The sequence below is a fragment of the Sphaerisporangium viridialbum genome (assembly GCF_049674955.1).
In the GTDB taxonomy this organism is placed as follows: domain Bacteria; phylum Actinomycetota; class Actinomycetes; order Streptosporangiales; family Streptosporangiaceae; genus Sphaerisporangium; species Sphaerisporangium viridialbum.
Genome location: NZ_CP187232.1, coordinates 6,056,619 through 6,073,750 on the forward strand (window position 1 = coordinate 6,056,619; position 17,132 = coordinate 6,073,750).

Here is a 17,132-nt window from a genome sequence, read left to right on the forward strand (position 1 = left end):
AGCACGAGTACGCAGTAGCACGCCAGGAGGCGGCATGGATTTCAGCATCAGCGCGGAGCACCAGCAACTGCGGCAGACCCTGCGGGCGTTCTTCGAGGAGGCCGCGCCCATCGACGAGGTCGCGCGCTTCGACCGCGACGAGGAGTTCAACTCCGAGCTGTATCGCAGAGCGGCCGAGCTGGGCCTGTGCGGGCTGGCGTTCGGGGAGGAGTACGGCGGGTCGGACGCGGATCAGATCTCCATCTGCATCGCCGTGGAGGAGGTCGCCCGCGCCAGCGCCGCCCTCGCCTACGCCTGGCTCCCCACGGCCACGTTCTGCGCCAAGGGCATCGCCAGGTTCGGGACCGACGAACAGAAGAAGGAGATCCTTCCGCAGGTCGCGGCCGGGACCGTCCGTATCGCCATGGGCCTGTCCGAGCCGGAGGCCGGCTCCGACCTCACCCACCTGTCGACCCGCGCGGTGCGCGACGGCGGCGACTACGTCATCAGCGGGCAGAAGGTCTTCACCACCGGCGCCGACACCGCCGACTACATCTTCGCCTTCGTCAGGACCGATCCCGACGCGACGTCCTCCAAGGGCCTGTCCGTCCTGCTCGTCCCCAAGGGCGCCGAGGGCGTCACGGTCCGGCCGCTGCGCAAGCTCGCGGGCCAGTCCACCCACACGTGCGAGGTGTTCCTCAACGACGTCCGGGTGCCCGCCGGTAACCTCGTCGGCGAGCCCGGCCAGGGCACCAGGATCATCTTCGACCTCCTCGACGCCGAGCGGATCTACGTCGGCGCCGAGGGCACGGGCCTTGGCCAGGGCGCGCTGGACATGGCGCTGAAGTACGCCAAGGAGCGTGTCCAGTTCGGCAAGCCGATCATCGAGCACCAGGCGGTCGGGCACATGCTCGCCGACATGGCGATGGACGTGCAGACCGCGCGGCTGATCACCTGGCAGGCCGCCTGGCGGCTCGACCAGGGCCTCGACTGCACGCTGGAGGCCTCGATGGCCAAGGTGCACGGCTCCGAGGCCGGCACCAGGTGCGCCGCCCGCGGCATGCAGATCCTCGGCGGCTACAGCTACATGGTCGAGTACGGGATGGAGCGCTACTGGCGCGAGACCAAGCTGTACGAGATCGCCGGCGGGACGAACCAGATCATGCGCAACATGATCGCCAAGCAGCTCGGGCGGCGGGGGCTGTGACTCCCGCGCTTCCGCGGCACCCGAGGCTCCCGCAGCCCCCGGGGCTTCCGCTGGACGCCGCGTTCGACCACGCGGCCGTGGCCGCCCACCGGATCCGGGACCTGCTGCCGCTGTACCGGGACATGCTGGGCGGTGAGTTCCACCTCGGCGGCGACAACGTCCGGGTCGGCTACCGGGGACTGCAGCTGCGGTTCCGGGGCGGCGGCAAGGTCGAACTCCTCGAACCGCTCGAAGGGTCGGCGTTCCTCGACAGCTTCTTCGAGCGCAGCTCCCTCGGCGGGCTGCACCACGTCACCTTCACGGTGCGGAACATGACGGAGACGATCACCGCCCTCGAAGGGCTCGGCTACCGGGTGCACGGAGCGTCCGCGGCCGATCCCGACTGGCACGAGGTCTTCCTGCACCCGCGCGAGGCGTACGGCACGCTGCTCCAGATCGCGCGTCCCGGCCCCGGCCACGGCCCGGCCACCGGCTACACGCTCGACGACGTCCTGGCCGGCAATGCCCCCAACGGGTGCGGCATCCCCAGTCCCTGACCGGCCCGGTGCCCGGCGGAGCCCGGCCCGGCCGGCGCCGGCCGGCCATGCCCACCTCCTGTCCGACCCCTGACCTGACCCCATCCGAGGAGTGCCCGTGGTCTCCGACCATGTCATCAGCCAGATCGAGATCCGCGACCTCACCGCGCGCTTCACCGACGCCGTCAACCGGCGCGCGCCCGAGGAGCTGGCCGGCCTGTTCACGAAGGACGGGGAGTGGCACGTTCCCGGCGTCCCTACGGCGACGGGCCGCGAAGCGATCAGCGGTGTGCTGGCCGGCCTGCTCGAGAACTTCCAGCGCCTGATCCAGCTCACCCACAGCGGGCACGTGGACGTCGACGGCGACAACGCCACCGCGACCTGGTACGTCTCCGAGACCGCCGCCGACGGCGCCGGCAACGCCTTCGCGTTCACCGGCGTCTACACCGACAGCCTGGTCAGGACCGAGGAGGGCTGGCGTTTCGCCCAGCGCTCGTTCGCCTTCCTGTACCGCGGCAAGGCGGCCGAGGCCGCCGCGGGCCGCTGGTACCCGCACCCGCGGGCCGCGACGGACTGAGCGGCACGAAGGCGAATGAGCGGGGCTCCCGGGTTCGACCTGGGAGCCCCGCTCATTTCGCTTCGCCGCTCCTGTCGCGCGGCGCCGCGTGCCCCGCCTACCGGCCGGGCAGCTCGTCGATGAACTCGTACAGCCCCTTCGACAGGTGGTGCCCGCCGTCGATGGTGAGCACCTCCCCGACCACGTAGGACGCGTCGTCGGACAGCAGGTACGCCGCGGCGCGGGCGGTCTCCTCCGCCTTCAGCAGGCGGCCTGCCGGGATCGCGTCGATCAGCCGCTGACGGACCGCCGGATCCCCCGCGAGGAAGTCCGTGCCGCCCACGGGCATCCACCCCGGCGCGACGGCGTTCACCCGGACGCCCCGGCCCGACCACTCCGCGCCGAGCGTACGGGTCATGGCGAGGACGCCGCCCTTGGCCGACGCGTTGTGCACAATGCCCGGCGCCCCCATCCAGGCGTAGGGCGTGAGCACGTTGACCACCGCTCCCCCGCGGCCGGCCTCCAGCCAGCGCCGGCCGACCTCGGAGGTGCAGTGCCAGGTCCCGTTGAGCACGATCTTGATGACCGAGTCGAACCCGTTCGCGGTCAGCTTCTCCGCCTTGACCGGGAAGAGTCCCGAGGCGTTGTTGACGAGCCCGTCGACCGCGCCGAGCAGCTCGGTGGCCTCGTCGGCCATCGCCGCCACGGAGGCGGGGTCGCGCACGTCCACGGTGACCGCGAACGCCTTGCCCGGGCCGAGCTCCGCCTCGATCGCCTGGACGGTCTCGTTCAGGGTGTCCTTGGTCCGCCCGCAGACGACCACCCGGGCACCGAGCCGGCAGAACTCGGCGGCCATGGCCGACCCGAGCCCACCGCCACCACCGGTGACGACGATTCCCTTGCCGTCCACTCCCGACAGCGTTGCCACAATGATCCCCTCAACCGATGACGATTCGCGATACGTACACGCCGGACTCCGGACTAGGCCAGGGTGGCCGTTCCGACGTTCTCCCGGATGTACTCGGCGACCACACCGCCCGGAAGCCCCGGCGGGAAGCTGCGGTGCACGCCCAGGGCCTGCAGCGGCTCGAAGTCCACCTCCGGGATGATGCCGCCCATGATGACCAGGACCTGGTCCATACCGCGCTCCTTCAGCGCCGGGATCAGGGCACGGGCGATCTGCGTCTGCCCGCTGGTCATGATGCTGACGGCCACCACGTCGACGTCCTCCTGGAGCGCCGCTTCGGCGATCTCCTCCGGAACCCCGAACCGGAAGTAGACGACCTCCATGCCCGCGTCGCGCAGTTCACGCGCGATCAGCTTCGAACCGCGCCCATGGACGTCGATCTTCTTCTTGGCCAGCAGGACCTTGATGTGCTCTTTGGACACGGCTTACTCCTTGCCTGACGTGCCAGTCGCTCTGCGGTGTGCAGGCTCACTCGCTGACGTACCAGCCGAACGCTTCGCGCATCGGCACCATCATTTCGCCGTTGGTCACGCCCTTGCGTGCCGCCTCGACCAGCGTGGGCATCAGCGGCCCCGTGCCGTCCTTGAGCGCCTGGCAGGCGGTCCTGACGTCCTCCAGCGCGGCGTCGACCGCGGCCTGGTCCCGCTTCGCCCGGTAGGCGTCTAGGCGGGCCTTGGCCTTGTCCTCGATGGACTCGTCGATACGGAACGGCTCGTAGTTCTCCGTCTCATCCGAGACGTACCGGTTCACCCCGACGACCGGGAGCTCACCGCTGTTGATCAGCTTTTTCATCTCGTACGACGCGTTGTCGATGTTCCGCTTGACCTCGCCGGTCTCGATGCCCTCGCGGTACCCGCCGGAGGCCTCGAGATCCTCGTAGATCTTCCAGGCCTCGGCCTCCATGTCGTCGGTCAGCTTCTCGACGAACCAGGAGCCACCGAGCGGGTCGGCGACGTCGCGCACGCCGCTCTCCCACATGAGGATCTGCTGAGTGCGCAGCGCGGTGCGGTGCGACTCCTCGGTCGGCACACCGACGGCCTCATCGTAGGAGCAGGTGTGGATGGACTGGACACCGCCGAGCACCGCGGCCAGGGTCTGCAGCGTGATGCGGGCGTTGTTGTTCATCAGCTGCTGCTGGGTGAGGACGTACCCGCTGGTGTGCACATGGACGCGGGCGTGCATGTTCGACGGCTTCGTGACACCGGCGTCCTTGCACAGCTTCGCCCACATGCGGCGGTGCGCGCGGAACTTGGCGACCTCTTCGAAGACGTTGACCGTGCAGCCGATCTGGAAGGACAGCCGGCCGATGAACTCGTCGGGCGCGAGGCCCGCGGCCAGACCCGCGTCGATGATCGACTTGCCCCAGGAGAGCCCGTAGGCCAGCTCCTGCACGGGCGTGGCGCCCGCCTCGGACAGGCCGTACATGAAGATGTTGACCGGGTTCCAGTCGGGAGCGTTGTCCTTGGCCCACTTGATCAGGTCGATCATCAGGGCGTAGCCCCACTTGGGCTCCCAGGACGGGACGTCCTGGACGGCGATACGCGGGTACCAGTTCATCGAGTTGCCGTGCATCAGCGCCGTCGGCTCGCCGCGGCGCTCCACGGCGGCGGCCAGCAGCGCGAGCGCGGGCAGGCAGTTGTCGCCGGTGATCATCGAGAAGTTGGTGGACTTCAGGTCCCAGTCGCGGACCAGCTCGTCGTAGTCGTCACCGGTGCTCATGTGCACCCCGCACTGGCCGATGTTGCCCGCGGCCTCGGGGTGGTCGGCGTCGATGCCGTACATGGCGGGAATGTCGTAGACGGTGTTGAAGACCTTGTGGCCGAAGTATCCCTCCATCCCTTCGGCGACCATCTTCTCCATCTTCTCGCGGGTCTCCTCGATGGTCCCGTAGCCGAAGACCATCTGCTGCATCCACGGCGTCAGGGCGTAGCCGTCCGGGTGCAGACCGCGGGTGAAGGGGTAGACGCCCGGCATCTCCTCAAGGTTGGAGCCGGCCGTGTCCTCGTGGGTGTAGACGGTCTTCACAGGGAGTCCCGAGATCGTCTTGGCCGGTCGCAGTCTGTCGGCGTAGCGGGCGCGGCGCGCGGCCCACGCCTCCTTCGCAGCCTCGAACTTGCTGCTCAGCAGAGATGTCACTTCGTCTCCGTTCCTGGGGCGGCCTCGGCGCGAGGCTGGGTCGTGAGCCAGTGGTGGGCTTGGAGCAGTTCCTGGACGTAACGCTCGGCCGCCCCGTAGGGATCGGCCAGGTGCCGGTCGCCGAGGACCGATCCCGCGGCCCCGAGCAGCTCTTCGCGGAGCCGGTCGCCGACGAAGGCGATGAACTGCGCGTGCCGGCGGGCACGTTCGCCCACGACCCTCCACTGCGTCTCACCAGTGGCCGCGTAGTGTTCGTCGACCGCCGCGACGAGCTCGGCGACGCCCTCGTGACGCAGTGCGGAGACCTTGACGACGGGGACGCTCCAGGGCTTGCCGCCGCTGGGGTCGGTCCGCTCGAAGCCCTGCGCGGACAGGTCCTTGACGGTCTGGTCCGCGCCGGGCGAGTCGCCCTTGTTGACGGCCACCACGTCGGCGATCTCGGTGATGCCGGCCTTCATGGCCTGCAGCGCGTCGCCGTATCCGGGAACGAGCACCAGGATCACGGTGTGCGCGATCTTGGCGATCTCGAACTCGCCCTGGCCGACGCCCACGGTCTCGACGATGACGACGTCCTTGCCCATCGCGTCCATCACGTCGACCGCGTCGTTGACGGCGGCGGCGAGCCCGCCCGAGGCGCCGCGCGAGGCGAGGGAACGGATGAAGACCCCCCGGTCCCCGCTGGACGCCTCGAGCATCCGGTCGCGGTCGCCGAGCAGGGCCCCGCCGCTGAACGGGCTTGACGGATCGACGGCGATCACTCCGATCGTCCGGCCCCGGCCCCTCAACTCGCGGATGAGCGACGCCACGAGCGTGCTCTTGCCCGCGCCGGGTGGCCCGGTGACGCCGATGAGCTGCGCCCTGCCGCGGTGCTCCGCCAGCTCGCGCAGGGCGACGCGGGCGGCGGCGTGCCCGTTCTCGATCCCGGTGATCAACCGGCCCGCGTGCAGCACGCTCCCGGCGGCCACCTGGCTCGCCGGGCTGGTCGCGGCGTCCACGGCTCCCCCAGAGGCAAACTTGATTGTTTACGTTCAACGTCAGTCTTACATACATCCCGCCCGAACGCCAGAGCGTTCACACCCCGGCACGACCGGTGTGTATTTGCTTACGTTATACGTTACATAGCATATCCTTGCCGCACCTCGGCGCTCCCGCGGCCGAGGCCACCACAGGCACCTAGGAGACGGACATGACGACCGAAGGTCTGGAGACGCTGACGCTCGCGGATTCGGGAACCCGCCTCGACATCACGCTGGACCGGCCCGGCGAGCGGAACGCCCTCACCTTCGCCGCCTGGGACGAGCTCGACCAGGTCATGGCCGATGTCGAGACGCGCGACGACCTGCGTGTGGTCACCCTCACCGGCAACGGGCCCGCCTTCTGCGCGGGTGTCGACTTCGGGGCGATCGGCGCCTCGCTGGAGGTCGAGAAGGGCAGCTACCCCTCGTTCATCCGCCGCTGGGCCAACATCGTGGACCGCTTCGAGCGTGTCCCCCAGCCGAGCGTCGTGGCGATCAACGGCCCCGTCATCGGCGCCGGCCTGGAGCTGGCGCTCGCCTGTGACATCCGGATCGCCGGCGACCGCGCCGTCTTCGCCATGCCGCAGATGCGCATGGGCATCGTCCCCGACGTCGGCGGCACCAGCAGGCTCGCCCGCGCGACCGGGGAGGCGTTCGCCAAGGACATGATCCTCACTTCCCGCGTGATCGACGCCGAGGAGGCGCTGCGCGCCGGGATCGTGAGCCGGGTCGTCGAGCATGACAGCCTCCAGGAGGAACTCGACAAGATCGCCTCGACCATCGAGCAACTCCCCTGGCCCTCCGCGTACTTCGCGTGCGTCGCCATCGACTGCGGCCCCCGCCTCGACCCCCGGCGCGCCGCCGACATCGAGGCCATCGCCGACCAGGTCATGCTCCGCCAGGACGAGGTGTGGACCAGCATCTCCGACTTCATGGAAGCGAAGGGCCTGCGCGGACTGAACCGGTGAGGCGACCCTCCCGGCCGCTTTACGCATCTGACGTTTAACGATAGATTGCGGATCGCAACCCGCCGAGGAGGAACCGTGTCCGACCAGAGAACCGTGGTGGAGCCATGAGCGAAAGCAAGATGCCCGACAAGGTCGTGCCCCTGGAGTCACTCGGGGACCTCGTCCGTGACGGCGACTCCGTGGCCTTCGGCGGCGGCTGGTTCGCCAACCACCCCATGGCCGCGGTCCGCGAGCTGATCCGCGCCGGGCGCAAGGACATCCACGCGATCACGGTCGTCGGCTCGGCCGACATGGACCTGATGGCCGCCGCCGGGACGCTCGGCCACCTGTCCTTCGCCATGGTCACCCTGGAGGCCTTCGGCCTCGCCCCGAACGTGCGCAGGGCCGTGGAGTCCGGGAAGCTGCCGTTCACCGAGTACACCGGCCTCGGCCTGCTGATCGGCCTGGAGGCGCAGGGACGCGGAGTCCCCTTCCTCCCCTACCGCGGCCCCTTCGGCTCCGACATCCCGGCCCGCTACCCGGACATCTACGCGACGACCACCTGCCCGTTCACGGGCGAGGAGCTCACCGCGGTCCGCGCCATCCGGCCCGATGTCGCGATCGTGCATGCCCTGCGCGCCGACGCCGAGGGCAACGCGCAGTGGGACAACACCTCCGGCCCCGACGTGGAGATGGCGAAGGCCGCGAAGAAGGTCATCGTCACCTGCGAGGAGGTCGTCGACCGCAGCGTGATCGTGGAGAACGCGCACATGACCAAGCTCCCCGGCTTCTATGTCAGTGCGGTCATCGAGGCACCGTTCGGGGCACACCCCACCTCGCACGTCCCGCGCTACGCCATGGACGCCTGGGAGATCATGGACTACGCGGCGGCCGCGGCGGGCCCCTCGTTCTCCGGCTACATCGACCAGATCCGCGGCGAGAGCGAGGAGAACTACCGGACCCGGGTCCTCAAGGGACGCGACCACGTGCTCGCCGCGCTCGTGGACGTCGCCGAGGTCATCGAAGGAGCACAGGCATGACCGACTACGAGATCCACGAGCTCATGACCTGCCGCGTCGCTGCGGAGGTCGACGAGCAGGGCGTCACCGTCATGGGATCCTTCACCCCCCTCGCCTACGCCTCGTACATGCTGGCCAAGCTCACCCACGCCAAGGGCGCCTACATGGCCGGCTTCGACGCGGTGGGCATGGCCCCCATCCAGCTCTCGTTCACCGGTGCCGAGGCCGCGGCGTACAAGGGCGCGGCCTGCCGCTGGGGCATGCTGACCGAGGTCAACTCGATCCACCTGGCCAACCATGGCGGCGTCGAGGCCGTGTCCTCGGCCCAGTTCGACGGCGACGGCGCGATCAACCTCTCCACGATCGGCCCGTTCGACTCGCCGAAGGTCCGCCTCCCCGGCGGCGCGGGCGCGGCCGAGGTGATCAAGATGTACCGCAAGATGATCGCCTACTTCGGCAACCACAACACGCGCACGCTGGTCGAGAAGGTCGAGTTCGTCACCGGGACCCGGTGGAAGGTCGGCACCGAGGCGCGCGAGGCGGCCGGCCTGCAGCCGGGCCCGATCGTCGTCGTCACCAACCTCGCCGTCCTGGTCAAGGACGAGGACGACCGGCCGTTCCGCATCGAGAGCGTACACCCGGGCGTCGACGTCAAGACCGTCGTCGAGAACACCGGCTTCGAGCTGGAGGTTCCGAAGGACGTGCCGACCACGGCCGTGCCGACGCGGGAGCAGCTCGACCTGCTGCGCACCAAGATCGACCCGTTCGGTACCGTGAAGTTCGACTTCGTCTCCGGCAAGGACCGCCTGGCCTACCTCAAGGGCATCCTGGACGCCGAGTGGGAGCGCGCGAGCGCGAAGGCGGCCGCCTCATGAGCGTCTTCGACCGGTTCAGCCTGGAGGGCAAGGTCGCGATCGTGACCGGCGCCTCGTCGGGGCTCGGCGTCACGTTCGCCCTGGCCCTGGCCGAGGCCGGCGCCGACATCGCGCTCGGCGCCCGCCGCGTGGAGCTCCTTCAGGACACCAAGCGCAAGGTCGAGTCCCTCGGCCGCCGCTGCGTCGCCGTCCCCACCGACGTGGCCGACCCCGCGGACTGCGCGGGGCTGGTCGCCGCGGCGCGCGAGCAGCTCGGCGACGTGGACATCCTGGTGAACAACGCCGGGATCAGCCGGGTCGTACCCACGCACAAGGACGACCCCGCCGAGTTCGCCCGCGTCCTGCAGGTCAACCTGACCGGCGCCTACCAGATGGCACAGGCCTTCGGCCGGGCGTGCATCGACGCGAAGCACGGCGGCTCCATCATCAACGTCTCGTCGGTCCTCGGCCTGGTCTCCACCGACGCCCCGCAGCCGGCGTACAGCGCGTCCAAGGCCGGACTGCTCGGCATCACCCGCGACCTGGCCATGCAGTGGACGCTGAGGCGCGGCATCCGCGTCAACGCGCTGGTCCCCGGGCTGATCGTGTCCGACATGACGGCGGCGATCAGGGAGAACGAGGCGGCCGCGGCCGCCGCGCACGCCAGCATCCCGATGCGCCGCCTCGGCGAGGCCGACGAGCTGGTCGGAGCCCTGCTGCTGCTCGCGTCCGACGCGGGCAGCTACATCACGGGATCCAGCCTGATCGTCGACGGCGGCTGGACGGCGCAGTAGTGGCCGTCGACCTCACCCCCGATCCGGAGACCCTGGAGCTGCGGGACCGCGTCCGGGCGTTCGTACGCGACGAGGTCATCCCGGCCGAGCGGGAACTGGCCGCCTCCGGGACGTCCCCGACGGAGGAGTCGCGCCGCCGGCTGCAGGAGGCGGCGTCCGCCGCGGGTCTCCTGTCCCCCACCGCGCCGAAGCGGTGGGGCGGGCTCGGTCTCGACACCACCGCCCAGTCGGTGATCCTGCGCGAGGCCGGGTACAGCCTCCTCGGCCCGCTCGCGCTCAACTGCGCGGCGCCCGACGAGGGCAACATGCACCTGCTGCACAAGGTCGCCACGCCCGCGCAGCAGGAGAAGTACCTCGCTCCCTTGGTGAGCGGCGCGGTCCGCTCCTGCTTCGCGATGACCGAGCCGAGCCCCGGAGCGGGTTCCGACCCCTCCATGCTGCGCACGACGGCCCGCTGGGACGGTGACGCCTGGGTGGTCAACGGGAAGAAGTGGTTCATCACCGGGGCCGACGGCGCGGCCTGGGCGATCTGCATGGCCCTCACGCCCGAGCACCAAGGGCAGCCCGCCGGGGCGACGATGTTCCTCGTCGACGCGGACAACCCCGGGATGCGGGTCGTCCGGCACGTCGGCAGCCTCGACATCGGCTTCACCGGAGGCCACGGCGAGGTGGAGTTCGACGAGTGCCGGGTCGCCCCCGACGCCGTGCTCGGCGAGGTCGGCCGAGGGTTCGCCTACGCGCAGGTCCGCCTCGCGCCCGCCCGGCTGACCCACTGCATGCGCTGGCTCGGCCTCGCCCAGCGGTCCCAGGACATGGCTCTGGACCGCGCCGCCGAGCGCGAGGCGTTCGGCGGCAAGCTCGCCCAGCTCGGCATGACCCAGCAGATGCTCGCGGACAGCGAGATCGACCTGGCCGCCTCCCGGAGCCTGATCACCCACGCCGCGTGGCTGCTCGACCAGGGGGAGCGCGCCTCCGCCGAGACGTCGATCGCCAAGACGTTCGTCGCGGAGGCGGTGGGGCGCGTCGTCGACCGGGCCGTCCAGATCCACGGTGCCCTCGGCATCTCGCACGACCTGCCGCTCTCGCTGTTCCTCCGCGAGGTCCGCCCGTTCCGCATCTACGACGGCGCCTCCGAGGTGCATCGCATGTCCATCGCCCAGCGTGCGGTACGCCGCCGTTCGGCGGCCCGCGACCAGGGATGACCGGGCGGACACGTCCGGCGCCTGCCCCTTCGCATCGCTTTTACCCGCTTGACCACCTGACCACCTGACCACGTTGAAGGAAACCATCGTGCCCAATCTTGCAGTCGTCGGCGCCGGCCTGATGGGCTCCGGTATCGCCCAGGTCGCCGCGCTCGGCGGTTACGACGTCATCCTTCAGGACCTGAACCAGGGCCGGCTCGACCGCGGGCGCCACGAGATCGAGACGTCCTTGAAGCGGCTCGCGAAGAAGGAGAAGGTCACCGCCGAGCACGCGGAGGCCGCCCTGCTGCGGATCACCGCCACCACCGACCTCGAAGCCGCCGGGAACGCCGATGTCGCCGTCGAGGCGATCTTCGAGAACCTCGACGTCAAGCGGAAGGTGTTCCGCGAGCTCGACCGGATCTGTCCGCCAGAGGCGATCCTGGCGAGCAACACCAGCGCCCTGCCGATCACCCAGATCGCCTCGGTGACGAGCCGGCCCGAGCAGGTCATCGGCACCCACTTCTTCTCCCCCGTCCCGATGATGCGCCTGTGCGAGGTGGTACGCGGCTTCAAGACCAGCGACGAGACCCTGGCCAGGGCGACGTCGTTCGCCGAGGACCTCGGGAAGACCTGCGTGGTCGTCAACCGCGACATCGCCGGATTCGTCACCACCCGCCTGATCGTCGCGCTCACCGTCGAGGCCGTGAAGCTCGTGGAGAGCGGCGTGGCCACCGCGGAGGACGTCGACACCGCCTGCAGGCTCGGCTTCGGCCATGCCATGGGCCCGCTGGAGACGATGGACCTCACCGGCGTCGACGTGTTCGTCAACGCCTCCCGCAACATCTTCGCCGACACCGTCGACCCCAAGTTCTACCCACCGGAGCTCTCTGTGCGGATGGCGGGCGCCGGCGACCACGGCCGCAAGACCGGCAAGGGCTGGTACGACCATGGGTGACCGGACCAGGGTCGCGCTCGACATCACCGACCGGCTCGCGACGATCACCCTCACCCAGGCGCCCGTCAACGCGCTCGACCAGCCGCTCGTCCGGGAACTCACCGAGATCATCGGGAAGGTGCGCGCCTCCGAGGACGCCCGCGCGGTCATCGTCACCGGTGGCCCCAAGGTCTTCGCGGCAGGCGGCGACGTGAAGGAGATGCTGGACTGGGACTATCGCAGGGCGGTCCGCGACTCCAGCGCGCTCGGCGACGCGTGCACCGCGCTGGCCCGGCTGCCCATGCCGGTCGTCGCCGCGATCAACGGCTTCGCCCTGGGCGGCGGCTGCGAGCTCGCCCTGGCCGCCGACCTGCGGGTCTGCGCGACCGACTCCCGGCTGGGCTTCCCGGAGATCCTGCTCGGAGTGATCCCCGGCGCGGGAGGCACCCAGCGGCTGCCCCGCCTCATAGGCCCTGGCCGGGCCAAGGACCTGATCTTCTCCGGCCGGATGCTCCGCGCGCCGCAGGCCCTGGAAATCGGCCTGGTCGACCACGTGGTCGAGCCGGAGGAAGTGCTGGACAAGGCGAAGGAACTGGTGGCTCCGTACCTGCGCGGCCCCGCCATGGCGCTGCGCGCCGCCAAGGAGGCGATCGACCGGGGTCTTGAGGTCTCCCTGGACTCGGGCCTGGAGATCGAACGCGGTCTGTTCGCCGGGCTGTTCGCGACCGAGGACAGGTCGATCGGCATGACCAGCTTCGTGGAGAACGGGGTCGGTAAGGCGGAGTTCCGTGGCCGCTGAACCGGCCGGGACCGCTGAACCGGCCCGCGCCGCGGCCGGCCCGCTCGTCGGCGTGGACCTGGAGCGCCTCACGCCGTACCTGGACGCCGCCGTCGGCCTGGCAGGGCCGCTCACGGCGACCCTGATCCAGGGCGGCCGCTCCAACCTCACCTACCGCCTCACCGACGGCCGCGCGGACTGGGTGCTCCGCCGGCCGCCGGTCGGCCACGTGCTGCCGACCGCCCATGACATGGCCCGCGAGTACAAGGTCATGGACGCGCTGCACGGCACCGCTGTCCCGGTACCCGGGCCGGTCCTGCTCTGCCAGGACCACGACGTGCTCGGGGCGGACTTCTACGTCATGGAGCGGGTGGACGGGCCGGTGCTGCGGAGCGCCGACGACACCAGGGGCCTCGCCCCCGAGGTCGCCGCCCGGTGCGCACGGGACCTGGTCGACGTGCTCGTCACCCTCCACACGACCGATCCGGCGGTGCTGGAGGGCTTCGGCCGTCCGGACGGTTTCGTGGCGCGGCAGGTCTCCCGGTGGGCCCGGCAGTGGTCCCTGTCGGCGACGCGTGAGCTGCCGGGGATCGACGAACTGGTCCGCCGCCTTACGCGGGCGGTGCCGCCCGCGCAGCGCGCCGTCGTCGTCCACGGCGACTACCGGCTCGACAACGTCATCTTCGTGCCGGACCGCCAGGGTGAACCGGGCGGCGGGATCGCCGCGGTCATCGACTGGGAGATGTCCACTCTGGGCGACCCGCTCACCGATCTCGGCCTGATGCTCGTGTACTGGGACGAGATCACGGAGAACGTGACCGGCACCCGCCACGCGGTGGCCGCGAACCCCGGATTCCCCGACCGCGCGGCCCTGGCCGAGGCCTATGCCTCCGCCTCGGGGCTCGACCTGTCCGCGCTGCACTTCTACGTGGCGTTCGGCTACTTCAAGCTGGCGGTGATCGCCGAGGGCATCCACTCCCGGTATCTGGCCGGGCAGACGGTCGGCGAGAACTTCGAGAAGGCCGGCCCGGCCGTCCCGGACCTCGTCCAGTCCGGACTCACGGCACTGCGTACCGGCCTGGACTGACCCTCACTCTGCGCCTGAGTGAACGTCTTACGGTGCGGTGGGTCGAGCCGTAACCGTCACGACCTCGGTTCCGCCGAACTCGCGTCCTCGTCTCCCGCGAGCTCGGCGGAGCGCGCGGACAGCACGGCCGGGTTACCCTGCGTCCACACCCGGCTCAGCTGCCGGTGGCGGATCCGCCAGCCGTCCGGCCTGCGGACGAACCGGTCGGTGTACGTCCCGGCGACCGTGAAGGCGTCACCACCGGGCGTGCCGTGCTTGACGTGCTGGGCGATCAGGTAGGTACGCCCCGCCACGCCCTCCGCGTCGGCCTCCACCAGCGAGGTCCCGATGAAGTGCTGAGAGGCGTCCAGGGGTTCCAGCGAGGCGCGCACCGTGCCGGTGATGGCGTCCAGGCCCCGGCTGACACCCCTGCTCGCGTACTCGGCGACCGCGTCCTCGGTGAAGACCCGCGCCAGCAGGCCGAAGTCCCGGTCGTCCAGCGCGAGGCAGTACGTGGCCAGCACGTCCGCGATGTCCAGGCGGTCCTGGACGGACAACGGCTCCATCTGCTCCATCGAGTCAGCTCCCTCTGCCACGCCGCCGGCAGGATGCCCCAGAACGCCCGCCGCGCCCGTTCGCCCATATTAGCGAACCCTTGACGTTCGACGTCAACAGTGTCGCGGGGGAACGCTGAGAGCCGGTGGGCGCGGCGCCTCCGGGGAGCCGCCGCGCGCGGCGGTTCACCCGGGCTGCGGCGTGGAGTGCCAGCAGACGAACCGCCACTGGCCGTCGTCCTTCGCCCATACCGCGCTGTAGCGGGCCTGCGTGCGGTGATCGTTCCCGCCGGCCCGTGCGTCGATCACGGCACGACCGGTGACCACGGCGGTGCTGCCGAAGATCCTCACCTGCTCGTCGGAGGGGTCGACCGCGATGTAGGAGACCGTGCCGTCCTCGATGGACTTGATGTAGCCGTCCTTGGTGTCCACGAGCGCGTTCGAGTGGGTGTAGGACATCCGGTCCGCGAAGAGTTCCCGAAGCGTACTCGTGTCCGCGGCGACCAGGGCGGCCCAACGGCGCCCCTCCAGTTCCTGAACCTCTACGACAGCGGCTTCTGACATGCGGATGTCTCCCTACGGTTAAATGCAAGTTAATCGTTGACGTTCTACGTAAAGAAGACTACTTTTCAGCCACCCGAACCACAACGGTCGAAGGCAGGACACCCAGATGTCTGTGATGCAGTTCGCGCTTCTGGGGCTCGGACTCGGCGGCGCCTACGCGCTGCTGGCGCTTGGCCTCGTGGCGATCTACCGGGGGACCGGAGTCCTCAACTTCAGCCACGGCGCCGTCGCGATGATCAGCGCCTACGTCTTCTTCGCGCTGCGCGACGACCTCGGCTGGTCCGTCCTGCCGTCGTCGCTCGTCACCCTCGTGTTCGCCGGGGTACTCGGGCTCGCCTTCTATCTCGCCGTCATGCGGCAGTTGCGCAACTCCCCCGTGCTCGCCCGGATCATCGCCACACTGGCACTACTCCTGCTGCTCCAGGGCCTGGCCACCGTGCTCTTCGACGTACAGACCAAGACGCCGATCTCCGTGGTCTCCTCGACCCCGATCGTCGTCCTGGGCGTGAACCTGCCGATGGACCGCCTGATCCTCGCCGCGATCGCCGTCGTCCTGGCGGCCGTCCTCGCGGTCGTCTCACGCCGTACCCGCATCGGCCTGGCCGTCCGCGCCATCTCCGACAGCGAGAAGGGCGCCTCGCTGAGTGGTCTGTCGCCCGTGCTCATCGGTGCGCTCACCTGGGCTGTCGGCTTCGTTCTGGCCGCGATCGCCGGCGTTATGCTGAGCCCGATCGCCGGTCTGGACGCCAAAGCCCTGACCCTGCTCGTCGTGCCGGTCTTCGCGGCCGCGCTGCTCGCACGGTTCACCTCTTTCGGCATCGCGGTCGCCGCCGGGCTCGGCCTCGGCATGGTCGAGTCGGCGCTCCAACTGGTCACGGGAGCCGAGGGCTCCTGGTACACCTGGCTGTGGACCGGTCCCGGCCGATCCCAGGCCCTCCCCGCGCTCGTCGTCATTCTCGCGATGATCTTCTCAGGACGATTGCTGCCCGCCCGTGGTGAGGTCGTGCGCGGCCGGCTCCCGATCAGCCTGCCGCCGCGCTACCGGGTGATCGGCCCGATCATCGCGCTGGCGATCGGCCTGGTGTTCATCTACTCCGCCCGCCCCTCGTGGCTCTCTGCGGGTGTCGTGTCCCTGGCCGGCATCCTCATCGCCCTGTCGGTCGTCATGGTCACCGGCTTCGTCGGCCAGATCTCGCTCGCACAGGTCGCCTTCGCCGGAATCGGCGGCATGATGACCGCGATCCTTTCCAGCGCCGGGGTGCCGTTCCTGCTGGTCATCCTCCTCAGCGGAGTGATCGCACTGCTGGTCGGCCTGCTGGTGGGGCTGCCGTCGCTCCGGGTCCGCGGCCCGAGCCTCGCACTGGTCACGCTCAGCGCGGCCTTCGTCTGCCAGGTCGCCGTCTTCTCCGACGGCCGCCTGCTGGGCGGCAAGGGATACAACCGCGTGGCTCCCGCCGGCATCTTCGGCTACGAGCTCAGCGACACCGGGTTCGCAGTGTTCGTCCTCGTGGTCGTCATCGCCGCCGCCGCCCTGCTCTCCGCCCTGCGGGTCTCGACTCCGGGTCGAAGGGCCCTGGCGGTGCGAGAGAACGAGGCGGCCACCGTAGCGGCGGGCATCAACATCAAGCACTACAAGCTCGCCGCGTTCGCGCTCTCGGCGTTCATCGCGGGTGTGGGTGGCTCTCTGCTCGGCTACCAGGCGAACGTCTTCTCCTACGAGCGATTCACCGTCTTCGAGTCGCTGAACGTGATCGTGATGGCCTATATCGGCGGTATCGGCATGGTCAGCGGCGCGATCATCGCCGGCCTCGGCGCCGGCGGCGGTCTCTTCTCGCAGCTGCTCGCCGTCGGAGGTCTCGACGACTACCACCTGATCATCGCCGGCGGCGCGCTGCTGATCTCCGTTCAGCTCCACCCCGACGGCATGGCCTCGCTGGCGCACACCTTCCGGGGACGCCGCGCCCGCGGCACCTCCGAGGCCGGACCCGCACCGGCCGAACCGGCGTCCAAGGCCGAACCCGCCCCGCCGAAGCGCTGACGCCTCCCCCACACGGAACAGAAA

Annotated in this window: 18 protein-coding genes; 12 read left to right on the forward strand and 6 right to left on the reverse strand. The window is 70.0% G+C overall.

All coding sequences use genetic code 11. From position 1 onward, the window contains the following. Nucleotides 1–34: 34 nt before the first annotated feature. The 3 genes from ACOZ38_RS27170 (at nucleotide 35) to ACOZ38_RS27180 (ending at nucleotide 2,278) form a co-directional block, all read left to right on the forward strand. Entirely contained in the window at nucleotides 35–1,186 is a 1,152-nt protein-coding gene (locus ACOZ38_RS27170) for an acyl-CoA dehydrogenase family protein (protein WP_424533987.1), read from the forward strand. Then, the gene (locus ACOZ38_RS27175) at nucleotides 1,183–1,722 is read left to right on the forward strand and encodes a VOC family protein (RefSeq protein WP_424533988.1); all 540 of its coding nucleotides are present in this window, start codon (nucleotides 1,183–1,185) and stop codon (nucleotides 1,720–1,722) included. The genes ACOZ38_RS27170 and ACOZ38_RS27175 overlap by 4 nt, the downstream gene beginning before the upstream one ends. Nucleotides 1,723–1,819: 97 nt before the next feature. After that, nucleotides 1,820–2,278 carry a nuclear transport factor 2 family protein gene (locus tag ACOZ38_RS27180; RefSeq protein ID WP_424533989.1) on the forward strand — a complete coding sequence of 153 codons (459 nt, stop codon included), beginning with the start codon at nucleotides 1,820–1,822 and terminating at the stop codon, nucleotides 2,276–2,278. Nucleotides 2,279–2,375: 97 nt separating this feature from the next. On the opposite strand, the gene ACOZ38_RS27185 is transcribed toward ACOZ38_RS27180, so the two are convergent. Genes ACOZ38_RS27185 through meaB form a run of 4 tightly spaced genes read right to left on the reverse strand, consistent with a single transcriptional unit; the run spans nucleotide 2,376 to nucleotide 6,355 of the window. Beyond that, nucleotides 2,376–3,185, reverse strand: a complete 810-nt coding sequence (locus tag ACOZ38_RS27185; protein WP_424533990.1) for an SDR family oxidoreductase — start codon at nucleotides 3,183–3,185, stop codon at nucleotides 2,376–2,378. Nucleotides 3,186–3,238: 53 nt separating this feature from the next. Beyond that, nucleotides 3,239–3,646 carry a cobalamin B12-binding domain-containing protein gene (locus tag ACOZ38_RS27190; protein ID WP_424533991.1) on the reverse strand — a complete coding sequence of 136 codons (408 nt, stop codon included), beginning with the start codon at nucleotides 3,644–3,646 and terminating at the stop codon, nucleotides 3,239–3,241. Nucleotides 3,647–3,692: 46 nt separating this feature from the next. Then, a complete protein-coding gene (locus ACOZ38_RS27195; RefSeq protein ID WP_424533992.1) occupies nucleotides 3,693–5,360 on the reverse strand; it encodes an acyl-CoA mutase large subunit family protein in 1,668 nt (555 codons plus the stop codon). Then, entirely contained in the window at nucleotides 5,357–6,355 is a 999-nt protein-coding gene (gene meaB, locus ACOZ38_RS27200) for a methylmalonyl Co-A mutase-associated GTPase MeaB (RefSeq protein WP_424533993.1), read from the reverse strand. The genes ACOZ38_RS27195 and meaB overlap by 4 nt, the downstream gene beginning before the upstream one ends. Nucleotides 6,356–6,546: 191 nt before the next feature. Between meaB and ACOZ38_RS27205 the strand changes: the two genes are divergently transcribed. From ACOZ38_RS27205 to ACOZ38_RS27240, 8 genes are all read left to right on the forward strand, one after another. After that, a complete protein-coding gene (locus ACOZ38_RS27205) occupies nucleotides 6,547–7,344 on the forward strand; it encodes an enoyl-CoA hydratase/isomerase family protein (RefSeq protein WP_424533994.1) in 798 nt (265 codons plus the stop codon). A 104-nt stretch (nucleotides 7,345–7,448) separates the two neighbouring features. Continuing rightward, entirely contained in the window at nucleotides 7,449–8,363 is a 915-nt protein-coding gene (locus ACOZ38_RS27210; RefSeq protein WP_424533995.1) for a CoA transferase subunit A, read from the forward strand. Next, entirely contained in the window at nucleotides 8,360–9,217 is an 858-nt protein-coding gene (locus tag ACOZ38_RS27215; protein ID WP_424533996.1) for a CoA-transferase, read from the forward strand. The genes ACOZ38_RS27210 and ACOZ38_RS27215 overlap by 4 nt, the downstream gene beginning before the upstream one ends. Further along, the gene (locus ACOZ38_RS27220) at nucleotides 9,214–9,990 is read left to right on the forward strand and encodes an SDR family NAD(P)-dependent oxidoreductase (protein ID WP_405151062.1); all 777 of its coding nucleotides are present in this window, start codon (nucleotides 9,214–9,216) and stop codon (nucleotides 9,988–9,990) included. The genes ACOZ38_RS27215 and ACOZ38_RS27220 overlap by 4 nt, the downstream gene beginning before the upstream one ends. Then, nucleotides 9,990–11,192, forward strand: coding sequence for an acyl-CoA dehydrogenase family protein (locus ACOZ38_RS27225; protein ID WP_424533997.1), 1,203 nt, complete (start codon nucleotides 9,990–9,992; stop codon nucleotides 11,190–11,192). The genes ACOZ38_RS27220 and ACOZ38_RS27225 overlap by 1 nt, the downstream gene beginning before the upstream one ends. Before the next feature lie 88 nt (nucleotides 11,193–11,280). Continuing rightward, nucleotides 11,281–12,129, forward strand: coding sequence for a 3-hydroxyacyl-CoA dehydrogenase family protein (locus tag ACOZ38_RS27230; RefSeq protein ID WP_424533998.1), 849 nt, complete (start codon nucleotides 11,281–11,283; stop codon nucleotides 12,127–12,129). Then, nucleotides 12,122–12,907: an enoyl-CoA hydratase/isomerase family protein gene (locus ACOZ38_RS27235; protein WP_424533999.1), complete on the forward strand. Its 786-nt coding sequence runs from the start codon at nucleotides 12,122–12,124 to the stop codon at nucleotides 12,905–12,907. The genes ACOZ38_RS27230 and ACOZ38_RS27235 overlap by 8 nt, the downstream gene beginning before the upstream one ends. Then, entirely contained in the window at nucleotides 12,897–13,973 is a 1,077-nt protein-coding gene (locus ACOZ38_RS27240) for a phosphotransferase family protein (protein ID WP_424534000.1), read from the forward strand. Before ACOZ38_RS27235 ends, ACOZ38_RS27240 begins: the two co-directional genes overlap by 11 nt. Nucleotides 13,974–14,029: 56 nt before the next feature. On the opposite strand, the gene ACOZ38_RS27245 is transcribed toward ACOZ38_RS27240, so the two are convergent. Next, nucleotides 14,030–14,527, reverse strand: a complete 498-nt coding sequence (locus ACOZ38_RS27245; protein ID WP_424534001.1) for a nuclear transport factor 2 family protein — start codon at nucleotides 14,525–14,527, stop codon at nucleotides 14,030–14,032. 165 nt (nucleotides 14,528–14,692) lie between these two features. Beyond that, nucleotides 14,693–15,070 (reverse strand): nuclear transport factor 2 family protein, encoded by a 378-nt coding sequence (locus ACOZ38_RS27250; protein ID WP_424534002.1) that lies wholly within the window; start codon nucleotides 15,068–15,070, stop codon nucleotides 14,693–14,695. A 106-nt stretch (nucleotides 15,071–15,176) separates the two neighbouring features. On the opposite strand from ACOZ38_RS27250, the gene ACOZ38_RS27255 reads away from it, so the two are divergent. Next, the gene (locus ACOZ38_RS27255; protein WP_424534003.1) at nucleotides 15,177–17,108 is read left to right on the forward strand and encodes an ABC transporter permease; all 1,932 of its coding nucleotides are present in this window, start codon (nucleotides 15,177–15,179) and stop codon (nucleotides 17,106–17,108) included. Nucleotides 17,109–17,132: the final 24 nt, after the last annotated feature.

Excerpts from the sequence above, each read along its gene's own strand:
- ACOZ38_RS27170 (WP_424533987.1), top strand. The coding sequence starts at position 35 with ATGGATTTCAGCATCAGCGCGGAGCACCAGCAACTGCGGCAGACCCTG.
- ACOZ38_RS27205 (WP_424533994.1), top strand. The coding sequence starts at position 6,547 with ATGACGACCGAAGGTCTGGAGACGCTGACGCTCGCGGATTCGGGAACC.
- ACOZ38_RS27210 (WP_424533995.1), top strand. The coding sequence starts at position 7,449 with ATGAGCGAAAGCAAGATGCCCGACAAGGTCGTGCCCCTGGAGTCACTC.
- ACOZ38_RS27215 (WP_424533996.1), top strand. The coding sequence starts at position 8,360 with ATGACCGACTACGAGATCCACGAGCTCATGACCTGCCGCGTCGCTGCG.
- ACOZ38_RS27220 (WP_405151062.1), top strand. The coding sequence starts at position 9,214 with ATGAGCGTCTTCGACCGGTTCAGCCTGGAGGGCAAGGTCGCGATCGTG.
- ACOZ38_RS27235 (WP_424533999.1), top strand. The coding sequence starts at position 12,122 with ATGGGTGACCGGACCAGGGTCGCGCTCGACATCACCGACCGGCTCGCG.
- ACOZ38_RS27245 (WP_424534001.1), bottom strand. The coding sequence starts at position 14,527 with ATGGAGCAGATGGAGCCGTTGTCCGTCCAGGACCGCCTGGACATCGCG.
- ACOZ38_RS27250 (WP_424534002.1), bottom strand. The coding sequence starts at position 15,070 with ATGTCAGAAGCCGCTGTCGTAGAGGTTCAGGAACTGGAGGGGCGCCGT.
- ACOZ38_RS27255 (WP_424534003.1), top strand. The coding sequence starts at position 15,177 with ATGTCTGTGATGCAGTTCGCGCTTCTGGGGCTCGGACTCGGCGGCGCC.